Source organism: Pseudomonas corni, from assembly GCF_057128765.1.
Genome location: NZ_JBSKHW010000001.1, coordinates 128,242 through 142,057 on the forward strand (window position 1 = coordinate 128,242; position 13,816 = coordinate 142,057).

The window sequence follows — 13,816 nt, forward strand, 5'->3', positions numbered from 1 at the left end:
TCTAATGGACAAACTGATTATTACTGGCGGCGTTCGTCTTGATGGCGAAATCCGCATTTCCGGGGCAAAGAACTCTGCCCTGCCGATTCTTGCAGCCACGCTGCTGGCCGATGGGCCGGTGACTGTTCAGAACCTGCCACACCTGCACGACATCACCACCATGATCGAGCTCTTCGGTCGTATGGGTATCGAGCCGATCATCGATGAAAAGCTCAGCGTTGAAATCGATCCACGCACCATCAAAACCCTGATCGCTCCGTACGAACTGGTGAAAACCATGCGTGCGTCGATCCTCGTACTGGGTCCGATGGTTGCGCGTTTCGGGGAAGCCGAAGTCGCACTGCCTGGCGGTTGCGCCATTGGTTCGCGTCCAGTTGACCTGCATATCCGTGGTCTCGAAGCCATGGGCGCAGTCATCGATGTCGAAGGCGGCTACATCAAGGCCAAGGCGCCGGAAGGTGGCTTGCGTGGTGCGCATTTCTTCTTCGATACCGTCAGCGTGACCGGTACCGAAAACATCATGATGGCGGCCGCATTGGCCAATGGTCGCAGCGTGTTGCAGAACGCCGCCCGTGAACCTGAAGTGGTCGATTTGGCGAACTTCTTGAATGCCATGGGTGCGAAAGTGTCCGGCGCAGGTTCCGATACCATCACTATCGATGGCGTGAAGCGTCTGGGTTCGGCGACTTACAAAGTCATGCCAGACCGCATCGAAACTGGTACTTACCTGGTTGCCGCTGCCGCTACCGGTGGCCGCGTCAAACTCAAGGACACCGATCCGACCATTCTGGAAGCCGTTCTCGAAAAACTGCGCGAAGCAGGCGCCGAGATCACTACCGGCAAGGACTGGATCGAGCTGAACATGCACGGCAAGCGTCCGAAGGCTGTGAACGTGCGCACCGCGCCGTACCCGGCGTTCCCGACTGACATGCAGGCGCAGTTCATCTCGCTCAACGCCATTGCCGAAGGCACCGGAGCTGTGATCGAAACGATCTTCGAAAACCGCTTCATGCACGTGTATGAAATGCACCGCATGGGCGCTCAGATTCAGGTCGAAGGCAACACAGCTATCGTCACCGGCTGCACCAAGCTCAAAGGCGCGCCAGTCATGGCCACCGATCTTCGTGCTTCGGCCAGTCTGGTTATCTCGGCGTTGATCGCTGAAGGCGATACGCTGATCGACCGCATCTACCACATAGACCGTGGTTACGAGTGCATCGAAGAGAAGCTGCAGATGCTGGGCGCGAAGATTCGTCGCGTTCCGGGCTAGTTGTTCTGAGCTGACGGTTTGGCTGCGGTGGTTTGCGAGTGATTTGATCACCGCAGGCGCCGCAGTCATACGCCGAATGCGAGCATCACTTTCTGATTCGTTCTACTTCGAGCCCTTTCTTGGCTTGGAGGTTGTCGGGCGCCGATTGCGATCCGACGCATGATTGCTGATAAGGACCGACGTTTCCCATGTTGACCATCGCGCTGTCCAAGGGCCGTATCCTTGATGACACTCTGCCGCTGCTCGCTGCTGCGGGCATTGTGCCGACCGAGAATCCGGACAAAAGCCGCAAGTTGATTATTCCGACGACTCAGGCCGATGTGCGCCTGTTGATCGTACGTGCGACTGATGTACCAACTTACGTCGAGCATGGCGCGGCTGATCTGGGTGTTGCGGGCAAAGACGTACTAATGGAATACGGCGGCCAAGGCTTGTACGAGCCGCTGGACCTGCAAATTGCACAATGCAAATTGATGACCGCTGGCGCCGTAGGTGCTGCCGAGCCCAAAGGCCGTTTGCGCGTTGCCACCAAGTTCGTCAACGTGGCCAAGCGTTACTACGCCGAGCAAGGGCGTCAGGTCGACATCATCAAACTGTACGGCTCCATGGAGCTCGCACCGCTGGTGGGCCTGGCCGACAAAATCATCGACGTCGTCGACACCGGCAACACGCTGCGTGCCAACGGCCTTGAGCCTCAAGAGTTGATCGCCCACATCAGCTCGCGTCTGGTGGTTAACAAGGCGTCGATGAAAATGCAGCACGCCCGCATTCAGGCGTTAATCGATACCCTGCGTCAGGCAGTGGAGTCGCGACACCGCGGCTGACCGATAAGCGCAGCCTCCCGCGCTGCGCCCGACTATCCGTGTCATAGCCAGAATTCTCAGGTGCCTACGCGGATAGCTTGGTAGCTTAGGACCCCGCGTCCAAAACGGCACCTGAACATTCGCCAATCACCGAGGCCCCGCTATGACCACTTCCACCGACATTCGCCGACTCAACGCTGCTGACCCGGATTTCGCACGACATCTGGATCACCTGCTGAGCTGGGAAAGTGTGTCCGACGACTCGGTGAATCAGCGGGTGCTGGACATCATCAAAAACGTGCGTGAGCGCGGTGATGCGGCGCTGGTGGAATACACCCAGCGTTTCGACGGCCTGCAAGTGGCGTCCATGGCTGATCTGATTCTGCCCCGGGAACGCTTGGAGCTGGCACTCACACGCATCACACCGGCTCAGCGACAGGCGCTTGAAAAAGCTGCCGACCGCGTCCGCATCTATCACGAAAAACAGAAACAGGATTCCTGGAGCTACACCGAAGCCGACGGCACGGTGTTGGGCCAGAAAGTCACGCCGCTGGACCGCGCTGGTTTGTACGTGCCGGGCGGCAAAGCGTCTTATCCGTCTTCGGTACTGATGAACGCCATTCCAGCGAAAGTCGCAGGCGTTGGCGAAGTAGTGATGGTGGTGCCGACGCCTCGTGGCGAGCTCAACGAGCTGGTACTCGCGGCAGCATGCATCGCCGGCGTCGACCGTGTGTTCACCATCGGTGGCGCGCAGGCAGTTGCGGCACTGGCATATGGCACCGAAAGCGTGCCGCAGGTCGATAAGGTCGTCGGCCCCGGCAACATCTACGTCGCTACGGCCAAACGCCATGTTTTCGGTCAGGTCGGTATCGACATGATCGCCGGCCCCTCAGAAATTCTGGTGGTATGCGACGGTCAGACCGATCCGGACTGGATCGCCATGGACCTGTTCTCCCAGGCCGAGCATGACGAAGACGCGCAAGCGATTCTGGTCAGCACCGATGGGGAGTTTCTCGACAAGGTCGCTGACAGCATCGCGCGATTGATGCCGACCATGGAGCGCGCCGAGATCATCAAGACCTCGATCACAGGCCGTGGTGCCTTGATCAAGGTCGCCGATATGCAACAGGCGCTTGAAGTCGTCAACCGCATCGCGCCGGAACACCTCGAGTTGTCGGTTGCTGATCCTGAGGCCTGGTTGCCTCACGTGCGCCATGCGGGTGCGATCTTTATGGGGCGTCACACCTCCGAGGCGTTGGGCGATTACTGTGCGGGGCCGAACCACGTGCTGCCAACCTCGGGCACTGCGCGGTTCTCCTCGCCGCTGGGTGTGTATGACTTCCAGAAGCGCTCCTCGATCATTTATTGCTCCGAACAAGGCGCGTCCGAACTCGGCAAGACTGCTTCCGTACTGGCCCGTGGTGAGTCGTTGACCGCCCACGCACGCAGCGCCGAGTACCGAATCGTCGACAAACAGGAAGGTAAATAAGCATGAGCAAATTCTGGAGTCCGTTTGTTCGCGACCTCGTGCCTTATGTGCCGGGCGAACAACCGAAGCTGACCAAGCTGGTGAAACTCAACACCAACGAAAACCCGTACGGCCCGTCGCCCAAAGCCATCGAAGCGATGCGCGCTGAGGTGAACGACAACCTGCGCCTTTATCCTGATCCCAACAGCGATCTGCTCAAGCAGGCAGTCGCGGGCTACTACGGCATCGAGAGCAATCGGGTGTTCCTGGGCAACGGTTCCGACGAGGTGCTGGCCCACGCGTACAACGCATTTTTCAAGCACGACAAGCCGCTGCTGTTCCCGGATATCAGCTACAGCTTTTATCCGGTGTACTGCGGCCTGTACGGCATCGAATTCGAAGCGGTGCCGCTGGATGAGCACTTTCAGATTCGTGCCGAAGATTACGCGCGCCCCAACGGCGGCATCATTTTCCCCAATCCGAATGCGCCGACCGGCTGTGTGGTCGCGCTGGACGTGGTTGAGCAGATCCTCAAGGCGAACCCGGATTCAGTGGTGATCGTAGACGAGGCTTACATCGATTTCGGTGGCGAGACTGCCATCACACTTGTTGAGCGTTACCCGAACCTGCTGGTCACGCAAACCCTGTCCAAGTCCAGGTCGCTGGCGGGCTTGCGGGTCGGACTTGCGGTCGGTCATCCGGATCTGATCGAAGCGCTGGAGCGGGTGAAGAACAGTTTCAACTCCTATCCGATTGATCGCATAGCCATCGTCGGTGCAGCCGCTGCTTTCGATGACCGCGCGTATTTCGAGCAGACCTGCAAGGCCGTGATCACCAGCCGTGAAGTGCTGATCGAGCAGTTGGAGGGCAAAGGATTTGAAGTGCTGCCGTCTGCGGCGAACTTCATTTTCGCGCGCCACCCTCAGCATGACGCTGCGCAGTTGGCAGCGAAAGTGCGCGAGCAGGGCGTGATCGTTCGGCACTTCAAGCAGGAGCGCATCGCGCAGTTCCTGCGGATCAGCATCGGAACGCCTGAACAGAACCAGGCGCTGGTGGATGCGTTAGGGGAGTTGTAGGGTTTAGATCTGTAGGAGCGAATTTATTCGCGAGGCGGCTAGATGCGCTGGCCGCACTATCTCTCGCCAACAAGTTGGCTCCTACAGAGTGTTCCGCGACTCTCTCGTATCAATCCTCACCCGCAGCCGCCGCAGCAGGCGCCTGCGGTGGACGTAAGCCCACTTCCGCCGTCAGTTTCAATTCCTTGCTGTTACGCATGACCTGAATCGATATTTTCTCGGTCGGCTTGGTGCGCGCTACCTGATTCATTGATTTACGACCATCGCCAGCTGGCTCGCCGTTGATGCTCAAGATCACGTCACCCAACTGCAAGCCTGCTTTCTGCGCCGGGCCATCGCGGAAAATCCCCGCTACGACAATCCCTGGACGATCCTTCAACCCGAACGACTCCGCCAGTTCCTGGGTCAGTGGCTGAACTTCAATCCCCAGCCAGCCACGAATCACCTGACCGTGCTCGATGATCGATTTCATCACTTCCAGCGCCAGTTTGGTCGGGATCGCAAAGCCGATGCCTTGGGAGCCGCCGGACTTGGAGAAGATCGCCGTGTTGATACCTGTCAGGTTGCCGTTGGCATCCACCAGCGCGCCACCGGAGTTGCCGGGGTTGATCGCGGCGTCGGTCTGGATGAAGTCTTCGTAGGTATTGAGCCCCAGCTGATTACGGCCAGTGGCACTGATGATGCCCATGGTCACAGTCTGGCCGACCCCAAACGGGTTGCCGATGGCCAGCGCGACATCGCCGATGCGGATGCTGTCGGAGCTGCCTAGCGTGATAGCAGGCAGGTTTTTCAGATCGATCTTGAGGACCGCGAGGTCTGTTTCTGGATCACTGCCAATCACGCGAGCGATGGTTTCGCGGCCATCCTTGAGCGCCACTACAATCTGGTCCGCGCCGGAGGTTACGTGGTTGTTGGTCAGCAGATAGCCTTCCGGGCTCATGATCACTGCCGAACCCAGGCTTGATTCCATGCGTCGTTGCTTGGGCAGGTTATCGCCGAAGAAGCGCCGAAACTGCGGGTCTTCAAACAGCGGATGGTTGGGTTTGTCTTTGACCATTTTGGTCGTGTAAAGATTGGCAACGGCGGGCGCGGCGCTACTGACCGCATCGGCGTAGGAAACAGGGCCTTGTTGCACGGTCGCGGTTTGTGGCGCTTGTTGAAGGTTGACGTCCTGAGTCGGAAGGCCGACCCATTGCGGGTAACGCTGGATAACCAATAAAGCGATAAGCACGCCAGCGAGCAGTGGCCAGCCGAGAAAACGCAGCGCTTTGAACATTGAGCACGTCCTGAAGTGAGCAGCGCAGCAATACTGGGTGTCACCTGCGCCATAATGGCGGGCATTATACGAGGACCGAGACGGTCTGAACTGCATATTTAGGAGTCTTTTATGGCTGTCGCACTGAGCACGCTGGTGGAAGAGGCGGACCGCTATTTGAACAGTGCGCGGATCCAGGATTATTGCCCGAACGGGCTGCAAGTGGAGGGGCGCTCGCAGGTTACGCGTATCGTCAGCGGCGTTACGGCCAGCCAGGCGTTGCTCGATGCCGCGGTCGATGCTGATGCCGACTTGATCCTGGTTCATCACGGCTACTTCTGGAAAGGCGAGAACCCCTGCGTCACTGGCATGAAACAACGACGGCTCAAGACTCTGCTCAAGCACGACATCAGCCTGCTTGCGTATCACCTGCCGCTGGATCTACACCCGGAGGTGGGGAATAACGTGCAATTGGCGCGTCAGCTCGACATCACCGTCGAAGGGCCGCTGGACCCAGAAAATCTGAAAATCGTTGGATTGGTGGGATCGCTCGCAGAGCCGGTCACGCCCCGCGATTTTGCCCATCGCGTGCAGAGCGCATTGGGACGCGAGCCGCTGTTGATTGCTGGCAGTGGGATGATCCGACGGGTTGGTTGGTGCACCGGTGGTGGGCAGGGCTACATTGATCAGGCGGTACTGGCAGGGGTTGACCTGTACTTGAGCGGCGAGGCGTCTGAACAGACGTTCCACAGCGCCCGGGAAAACGATATCAGCTTCATCGCCGCAGGCCATCACGCCACCGAGCGTTATGGCGTGCAGGCGTTGGGCGATTACCTGGCCCGGCGATTTGCCCTTGAACACTTGTTTATCGATTGCCCCAATCCGATCTGAAGGCACCGATCAGAGAGCTATATCGTTAGATCGTTTCGATCTAGTCTGCTGTCTCAATAGAATTAAGCCGTGTGCTAAAGTCCCCGGCTCGAATACGGCCCGTTGGCCTTCCATAAAGAACGTTATCCCCCGTGAGTAACCATGGTCGACAAACTGACGCATCTGAAACAGCTGGAGGCGGAAAGCATCCACATCATCCGCGAGGTAGCTGCCGAGTTCGATAACCCGGTGATGCTCTACTCCGTCGGTAAAGACTCCGCCGTGATGTTGCACCTGGCACGCAAGGCCTTCTTCCCCGGCAAGCTGCCATTCCCGGTGATGCACGTCGATACACGCTGGAAATTCCAGGAGATGTATAAATTCCGCGACCAAATGGTCAAGGAAATGGGCTTGGACCTGATCGTTCACGTCAACCCGGACGGCGTCGCGCAGGGCATCAATCCGCTGACCCACGGCAGTGCCAAGCACACCGACATCATGAAGACCGAAGGCCTCAAGCAAGCCCTCGACAAACATGGTTTTGACGCAGCCTTCGGTGGCGCCCGTCGAGACGAAGAGAAGTCCCGCGCCAAGGAGCGTGTGTATTCCTTCCGCGACACCAAGCACCGCTGGGACCCGAAAAATCAGCGTCCAGAGCTGTGGAATGTTTACAACGGCAACGTCAACAAAGGCGAGTCGATCCGCGTGTTCCCGCTCTCCAACTGGACCGAGCTGGATATCTGGCAGTACATCTATCTAGAAGGCATCCCGATCGTGCCGCTGTATTTCGCCGCCGAACGCGAAGTCATCGAAATGAACGGTACCTGGATCATGATCGACGACGATCGCCTGCGTAATCATCTGAGCGATGAAGACAAGAAGCGCATCGTCAAGAAGAAGGTCCGTTTCCGCACGCTGGGCGACTACCCGTTGACGGGCGCCGTCGAGTCAGAGGCCATCAGCCTCACTGACATCATTCAGGAAATGCTCCTGACGCGAACTTCCGAGCGCCAGGGCCGGGTCATCGACCACGATGGCGCCGGCTCCATGGAAGAAAAGAAACGTCAGGGTTATTTCTAAGGGGTTGTCATGTCGCACGTATCTGATTTGATCAGCGAGGACATCCTCGCCTACCTGGGCCAGCACGAACGCAAGGAAATGCTGCGCTTTTTAACCTGTGGCAACGTCGATGACGGCAAGAGCACGCTGATCGGGCGTCTGCTGCACGACTCCAAAATGATCTACGAGGATCATCTCGAAGCCATTACCCGCGATTCGAAAAAATCGGGCACCACCGGCGACGAAGTCGATCTGGCGCTGCTGGTTGACGGTTTGCAGGCCGAGCGCGAGCAAGGCATCACCATCGATGTTGCTTACCGCTACTTCTCCACCGCCAAGCGCAAATTCATCATCGCCGATACCCCCGGCCATGAGCAGTACACCCGCAACATGGCCACTGGCGCATCGACTTGCGACCTGGCGATCATTCTGGTGGACGCCCGCTACGGCGTTCAGACCCAGACCCGTCGCCACAGCTACATCGCATCGTTGCTGGGCATCAAGCACATCGTGGTCGCCATCAACAAGATGGACCTCAACGGCTTCGATGAAAGCGTGTTCGAGTCGATCAAGGCTGACTACCTGAAGTTCGCTGACGGCATCGCTTTCAAGCCGACCACCATGGCTTTCGTGCCGATGTCGGCGCTCAAGGGCGACAACGTGGTGAACAAGAGCGAGCGTTCGCCCTGGTACACCGGTCAGTCATTGATGGAAATTCTCGAAACCGTCGAGATCGCCAACGACCGTAACTACACCGACCTGCGTTTCCCGGTGCAGTATGTGAATCGTCCGAACCTGAATTTCCGAGGTTTCGCCGGTACGCTGGCCAGCGGCATCGTGCATAAGGGCGATGAAGTGGTTGTGCTGCCATCTGGCAAAAGCAGCCGCGTGAAATCCATCGTTACGTTCGAAGGTGAGCTTGAGCACGCAGGCCCAGGTCAAGCAGTGACGCTGACCATGGAAGACGAAATCGACATCTCCCGTGGCGACTTGCTGGTGCATGCCGACAACGTGCCGCAGGTGACCGACGCGTTCGACGCCATGCTGGTGTGGATGGCGGAAGAGCCGATGTTGCCGGGCAAGAAATACGACATCAAGCGCGCCACCAGTTATGTGCCGGGCTCGATTGCCAGCATCACTCACCGCGTGGATGTGAATACGCTGGAGGAGGGCGCTGCCAGTTCGTTGCAGCTCAACGAGATCGGTCGGGTCAAGATCAGCCTCGACAGCCCCATCGCGCTGGATGGTTATGACAGCAACCGCACCACCGGTTCGTTCATCGTCATTGACCGTTTGACCAACGGCACGGTCGGCGCTGGCATGATTATCGCTAAGCCGGTGCACGCAGGCGGTGCTAGCCATCATGGCGACCTGGCGCATGTTTCGGTCGAGGAGCGTGCTCAGCGTTTCGGGCAGCAGCCTGCGACGGTGCTGTTCACCGGTCTGTCCGGCGCTGGCAAAAGCACGCTGGCGTATGCGGTCGAACGCAAGCTGTTCGACATGGGCCGCGCGGTTTACGTGCTGGACGGTCAGAACCTGCGTCACGACCTGAACAAGGGGCTGCCGCAGGATCGCGCTGGCCGTACCGAGAACTGGCGTCGTGCCGCGCATGTCTCGCGTCAGTTCAACGAGGCGGGTCTGTTGACGTTGGCTGCCTTCGTTGCGCCGGATGCCGCTGGGCGTGAAAACGCCAAGAGCCTGATTGGCGATGACCGCTTGATAACGGTCTACGTCCAGGCTTCGCCGCAGGTGTGCCGTGAACGCGACCCACAAGGCCTGTACGCCGCCGATAAGGACAACATCCCTGGTGAGTCCTTCCCGTACGACGTACCGCTCAACGCCGACCTCGTCATCGACACCCAGTCGCTGAACGTCGAGGAAAGCGTCAAGCAAGTGCTGGAACTGCTGCGGGCTCGCGGCGCGATCTAAGCGCTGTCCGCTACACAAAAAACCCGCCGTGACTGGCGGGTTTTTCTTGCGAAGAAATCATGCATTCCCTGTAGGAGCGCGCTTGCCCGCGAAAGCGTTTTTGCCATCGCTGCATTATTGGCTGACACGCCGTAATCGCGGGCAAGCGCGCTCCTACAGGGTTTATGGGGTTTTCGCGAGGTGCTTCAGCCCGAAGGACGTAGACGACCGGCCAGCATCAAAAGCGAGCAATCACAAAAAAGCCCGCCACTCGATCTCTCAAATGGCGGGCTTTCTGTGTGCTGCGTCTCGCGTGTTACTTCTTCAAACCGTAATGCTCATCCAGCATGCCCGGTGAGTTAGGCATTTTGGGTGCGTAGTCTTTGGGTGGCTCGGCGGCCGTGCGCGGTGGCGTGAGGCGATCGCGCGGCGCTTGATTGGCCTCCGGATGCAGGGCAGCGAGCAAGCGCTGACGGGTCAGTTCGTCCAGGGCCAGACGGTTGGCGCCCTCAGCGAGGTGTTCTTGAACGTCGGAGTAGCTCTGGGACAACTTCTGAACCAGATTGGCCGTGCTGTTGAAGTGAGTGACCACCTCGTTTTGATACGTGTCGAAGCGCTCCTGAACATCATCCAGTTGACGCTGAGTGCTGCTAGGCGCGGCATTAGGCACCAAACGCGCGACGAGGAAACCGATGACGACCCCAACGACCAGGGCAATGGTCGGCAACAACCAAACTAAGAGCGAGTGTTCCACGAGTCCTTCCTCTATAAACGGCTTTGCTTTACGTTAACGGCTCGAACCTGCGCTGTATACCCGCGACGTATCGCCGATATGCCAGCCACAGACATCAGCTAGACGAGTCGACCTTTTGCAAGGTCACGGAGTTCATTCTTGCTCATCCGCGAAAACCCTGTATTCATCGATGGCCCCGTCGGCCAACTGGAAGCCCTTTACCTCGACCTGGAAGAGGCCAGGGGTGTGGCGCTGATCTGCCATCCTAACCCGGTTCAGGGCGGCACGATGCTCAATAAAGTCGTCTCGACGCTGCAACGTACTGCCCGCGACGCCGGCCTGATCACCCTGCGCTTCAATTATCGCGGTGTCGGCGCCAGTGCCGGGACCTCTGACATGGCTCAGGGCGAAGTCGACGATGCCGAAGCGGTCGCCCAGTGGTTGCGCGACAAACATCCTGATCTGCCGCTGACATTGTTTGGATTTTCCTTCGGCGGTTTCGTCGCCGCTACCCTCGGCGGTCGTCTTGAAGTCAAGGGCGAAACCCTTAATCACCTGTTCATGATCGCGCCTGCGGTCATGCGCATCGCGGACGTCAGCGCACTGCCGCAAAACGGTCCGCTGACTCTGATTCAGCCGGAAAACGACGAAGTGATTGATCCCCAACTCGTCTACGAATGGTCCGACAACTTATCGCGCCCCCACGAACTGCTGAAAGTGGCAGAATGCGGACACTTTTTCCACGGTAAGCTGACCGATCTCAAGGATCTGGTCCTGCCGCGTCTCTCGAATTGATTGCAGCACCCAGAATAAGCGACTAATCATGACCACTCGTATCCTGACCGGTATCACCACCACCGGCACGCCTCACCTGGGCAACTATGCGGGCGCCATCCGCCCGGCCATTGTCGCCAGTCGTCAAAGCGACGCCGATTCTTTCTACTTCCTGGCGGACTATCACGCCCTGATCAAATGCGATGATCCGCTGCGCATTCAGCGTTCGCGTCTGGAAATCGCCGCCACCTGGCTCGCCGCTGGCCTGGACGTTGATCGCGTCACGTTTTATCGCCAGTCCGACATCCCGGAAATCCCTGAGCTTACCTGGCTGCTGACCTGCGTCGCCGCCAAGGGTCTGCTCAACCGCGCTCACGCCTACAAGGCTTCGGTGGACAAGAACGTGGAGACCGGCGATGACCCGGACGCAGGCATCACCATGGGCCTGTACAGCTATCCGGTGCTGATGGCGGCGGATATTCTCATGTTCAACGCCCATCAAGTGCCGGTCGGCCGTGACCAGATCCAGCACGTTGAAATGGCCCGCGACATCGGGCAGCGCTTCAATCACTTGTTTGGCAACGGCAAAGAATTCTTCGTCATGCCCGAAGCGCTGATCGAAGAAAGCGTCGCCACCTTGCCAGGCCTGGATGGCCGCAAGATGTCGAAGAGCTACGACAACACCATTCCGCTGTTCAGCAGCGGCAAAGAGATGAAGGACGCGATCTCGCGGATCGTTACCGACTCGCGTTTGCCGGGCGAAGCCAAAGATCCGGACAATTCTCATCTGTTCACGCTGTACCAGGCGTTCTCCAGCAAAGAGCAGTGCGATGAGTTCCGCGCTGATCTGTTGCAGGGCCTGGGCTGGGGCGATGCCAAGCAGCGTCTTTTCCAGTTGCTCGACAGCGAACTGGGCGAGGCTCGCGAGAACTATCACCGCTTGATCGAGCGCCCGGCAGACCTGGAGGACATCCTGTTGGCTGGTGCCGAGAAAGCCCGTCGTACCGCTACGCCATTCCTCGGCGAGTTGCGCGAAGCTGTCGGCCTGCGTTCATTCCGCAGCGCCGCTCAAACCACAGCCTCCACCAAGAAAAAAGCCAGCAAAGGCCCGCGCTTTGTCAGTTTCCGCGAAGACGACGGCAGCTTCCGCTTCCGTCTGCTCGCGGCCGATGGAGAGCAATTGCTGCTGTCGCGCAACTTCGCCGATGGCAAGACTGCAGGCGCTGCTACCAAGCAGCTACAACAGGGCGGTGAGCTTGATCTGCGCAGCGAGGGCGAGCGCTTCACGTTGTGGCTTGATGGCCAATGTGTGGCCGACAGCCCTGAATTCGCCGACGCAGCCAGTCGCGACGCCGCTATCCAGAGCTTGAAACTGGCGCTGGCCCCGCAACAGGACTGATTGCCAATCCCACGGGCCGTCGCTACAGTGGCGGCCCGTTTTTGCTCCCTAGCCAACGAAAACTATGACCCCCCTAGAACGATACCAGGCTGACCTGAAACGCCCCGACTTCTTCCATGATGCCGCGCAGGAAAACGCTGTGCGCCATTTACAGCGCCTGTACGACGACCTTGTGGCCGCTCACCAGAGCAAGCCCGGCCTGTTCGGCAAGCTGTTCGGCAAGAAAGAAGTGACCGTGATCAAAGGCTTGTATTTCTGGGGCGGTGTCGGACGCGGCAAGACCTATCTGGTCGATACCTTCTTTGAAGCGCTGCCGTTTGAAGACAAAGTGCGCACGCACTTTCACCGTTTCATGAAGCGCGTTCATGAAGAAATGAAAACGCTCAAGGGCGAGAAGAATCCCCTGACGGCTATCGCCAAACGGTTTTCCGACGAAGCGCGGGTAATCTGTTTCGATGAATTCTTCGTCTCCGACATCACCGACGCCATGATCCTCGGCACGCTGATGGAAGAGCTGTTCAAGAACGGCGTCACGCTGGTCGCGACTTCCAACATCGTGCCTGATGGTTTGTACAAGGACGGCCTGCAACGCGCACGCTTCCTGCCAGCGATTGCGCTGATCAAGCAGAACACCGACATCGTCAACGTCGACAGCGGCGTCGATTACCGTCTGCGTCATCTTGAGCAAGCCGAACTGTTTCACTTCCCGCTCAACGAAGCTGCTCACGAAAGCCTGCGCAAGAGCTTCCGTGCGCTGACTCCCGAGTGCACCAAAGCTATCGAAAACGATGTGCTGATGATCGAGAATCGCGAGATCAAAGCCATTCGTACGTGCGATGACGTGGCGTGGTTCGACTTTGCCGAATTGTGCGATGGCCCCCGCAGCCAGAACGATTACATCGAGCTGGGCAAGATTTTCCACGCTGTGTTGATCAGCGGCGTGTACCAGATGAGCGTCACCACCGACGACATCGCGCGACGCTTCATCAACATGGTCGATGAGTTCTACGACCGCAACGTCAAGCTGATCATCTCGGCTGAAGTCGAGCTCAAGGATCTGTACACCGGCGGACGTCTGAATTTCGAGTTCCAGCGCACCCTGAGCCGGCTGCTCGAAATGCAGTCCCACGAGTTCCTGTCCCGTGCTCATAAGCCTTAGACATTTGTAGGAGCGCGCTTGCCCGCGAATCTCGGAGTGTCA

The 13,816-nt window shown here is 58.5% G+C and carries 12 protein-coding genes; 10 read left to right on the forward strand and 2 right to left on the reverse strand.

Features of this window, described 5'->3' with window-relative positions:
* The first annotated feature begins 4 nt into the window (after nucleotides 1–4).
* From murA to hisC, 4 genes are all read left to right on the forward strand, one after another.
* Nucleotides 5–1,270, forward strand: a complete 1,266-nt coding sequence (gene murA / locus ACWKV9_RS00525; RefSeq protein WP_483834143.1) for a UDP-N-acetylglucosamine 1-carboxyvinyltransferase — start codon at nucleotides 5–7, stop codon at nucleotides 1,268–1,270.
* A gap of 188 nt (nucleotides 1,271–1,458) precedes the next feature.
* A complete protein-coding gene (hisG, locus tag ACWKV9_RS00530; RefSeq protein WP_483834144.1) occupies nucleotides 1,459–2,094 on the forward strand; it encodes an ATP phosphoribosyltransferase in 636 nt (211 codons plus the stop codon).
* Between the two features lie 142 nt (nucleotides 2,095–2,236).
* Nucleotides 2,237–3,562: a histidinol dehydrogenase gene (hisD, locus tag ACWKV9_RS00535; protein WP_483834145.1), complete on the forward strand. Its 1,326-nt coding sequence runs from the start codon at nucleotides 2,237–2,239 to the stop codon at nucleotides 3,560–3,562.
* Between the two features lie 2 nt (nucleotides 3,563–3,564).
* A complete protein-coding gene (gene hisC, locus ACWKV9_RS00540; protein ID WP_483834146.1) occupies nucleotides 3,565–4,617 on the forward strand; it encodes a histidinol-phosphate transaminase in 1,053 nt (350 codons plus the stop codon).
* 109 nt (nucleotides 4,618–4,726) lie between these two features.
* Here hisC and algW read toward each other — a convergent pair whose 3' ends face one another.
* Nucleotides 4,727–5,893: a Do family serine endopeptidase AlgW gene (gene algW / locus ACWKV9_RS00545; RefSeq protein ID WP_483834147.1), complete on the reverse strand. Its 1,167-nt coding sequence runs from the start codon at nucleotides 5,891–5,893 to the stop codon at nucleotides 4,727–4,729.
* Between the two features lie 111 nt (nucleotides 5,894–6,004).
* Between algW and ACWKV9_RS00550 the strand changes: the two genes are divergently transcribed.
* The 3 genes from ACWKV9_RS00550 (at nucleotide 6,005) to cysN (ending at nucleotide 9,730) form a co-directional block, all read left to right on the forward strand.
* Nucleotides 6,005–6,763 (forward strand): Nif3-like dinuclear metal center hexameric protein, encoded by a 759-nt coding sequence (locus ACWKV9_RS00550; RefSeq protein ID WP_483834148.1) that lies wholly within the window; start codon nucleotides 6,005–6,007, stop codon nucleotides 6,761–6,763.
* 141 nt (nucleotides 6,764–6,904) lie between these two features.
* Nucleotides 6,905–7,822, forward strand: coding sequence for a sulfate adenylyltransferase subunit CysD (gene cysD / locus ACWKV9_RS00555; RefSeq protein WP_483834149.1), 918 nt, complete (start codon nucleotides 6,905–6,907; stop codon nucleotides 7,820–7,822).
* Nucleotides 7,823–7,831: 9 nt separating this feature from the next.
* Nucleotides 7,832–9,730: a sulfate adenylyltransferase subunit CysN gene (cysN, locus tag ACWKV9_RS00560; protein WP_483834150.1), complete on the forward strand. Its 1,899-nt coding sequence runs from the start codon at nucleotides 7,832–7,834 to the stop codon at nucleotides 9,728–9,730.
* 295 nt (nucleotides 9,731–10,025) lie between these two features.
* Here the strand turns inward: cysN and ACWKV9_RS00565 are convergent, their stop codons facing one another.
* On the reverse strand, nucleotides 10,026–10,463 hold the full coding sequence (locus ACWKV9_RS00565; protein ID WP_483834151.1) for a Z-ring associated ZapG family protein: 438 nt from the start codon (nucleotides 10,461–10,463) through the stop codon (nucleotides 10,026–10,028).
* A gap of 138 nt (nucleotides 10,464–10,601) precedes the next feature.
* On the opposite strand from ACWKV9_RS00565, the gene ACWKV9_RS00570 reads away from it, so the two are divergent.
* From ACWKV9_RS00570 to zapE, 3 genes are all read left to right on the forward strand, one after another.
* Nucleotides 10,602–11,237 carry an alpha/beta hydrolase gene (locus tag ACWKV9_RS00570; protein ID WP_483834152.1) on the forward strand — a complete coding sequence of 212 codons (636 nt, stop codon included), beginning with the start codon at nucleotides 10,602–10,604 and terminating at the stop codon, nucleotides 11,235–11,237.
* 28 nt (nucleotides 11,238–11,265) lie between these two features.
* Nucleotides 11,266–12,615 (forward strand): tryptophan--tRNA ligase, encoded by a 1,350-nt coding sequence (locus tag ACWKV9_RS00575; RefSeq protein WP_483834153.1) that lies wholly within the window; start codon nucleotides 11,266–11,268, stop codon nucleotides 12,613–12,615.
* 64 nt (nucleotides 12,616–12,679) lie between these two features.
* Nucleotides 12,680–13,774, forward strand: coding sequence for a cell division protein ZapE (gene zapE / locus ACWKV9_RS00580; RefSeq protein WP_483834154.1), 1,095 nt, complete (start codon nucleotides 12,680–12,682; stop codon nucleotides 13,772–13,774).
* The last annotated feature ends 42 nt before the right edge of the window (nucleotides 13,775–13,816 follow it).

Coding starts and splice junctions, on each gene's coding strand:
- murA (WP_483834143.1), top strand. CDS start 5: ATGGACAAACTGATTATTACTGGCGGCGTTCGTCTTGATGGCGAAATC.
- hisG (WP_483834144.1), top strand. CDS start 1,459: ATGTTGACCATCGCGCTGTCCAAGGGCCGTATCCTTGATGACACTCTG.
- hisD (WP_483834145.1), top strand. CDS start 2,237: ATGACCACTTCCACCGACATTCGCCGACTCAACGCTGCTGACCCGGAT.
- hisC (WP_483834146.1), top strand. CDS start 3,565: ATGAGCAAATTCTGGAGTCCGTTTGTTCGCGACCTCGTGCCTTATGTG.
- algW (WP_483834147.1), bottom strand. CDS start 5,893: ATGTTCAAAGCGCTGCGTTTTCTCGGCTGGCCACTGCTCGCTGGCGTG.
- ACWKV9_RS00550 (WP_483834148.1), top strand. CDS start 6,005: ATGGCTGTCGCACTGAGCACGCTGGTGGAAGAGGCGGACCGCTATTTG.
- cysD (WP_483834149.1), top strand. CDS start 6,905: ATGGTCGACAAACTGACGCATCTGAAACAGCTGGAGGCGGAAAGCATC.
- cysN (WP_483834150.1), top strand. CDS start 7,832: ATGTCGCACGTATCTGATTTGATCAGCGAGGACATCCTCGCCTACCTG.
- ACWKV9_RS00575 (WP_483834153.1), top strand. CDS start 11,266: ATGACCACTCGTATCCTGACCGGTATCACCACCACCGGCACGCCTCAC.
- zapE (WP_483834154.1), top strand. CDS start 12,680: ATGACCCCCCTAGAACGATACCAGGCTGACCTGAAACGCCCCGACTTC.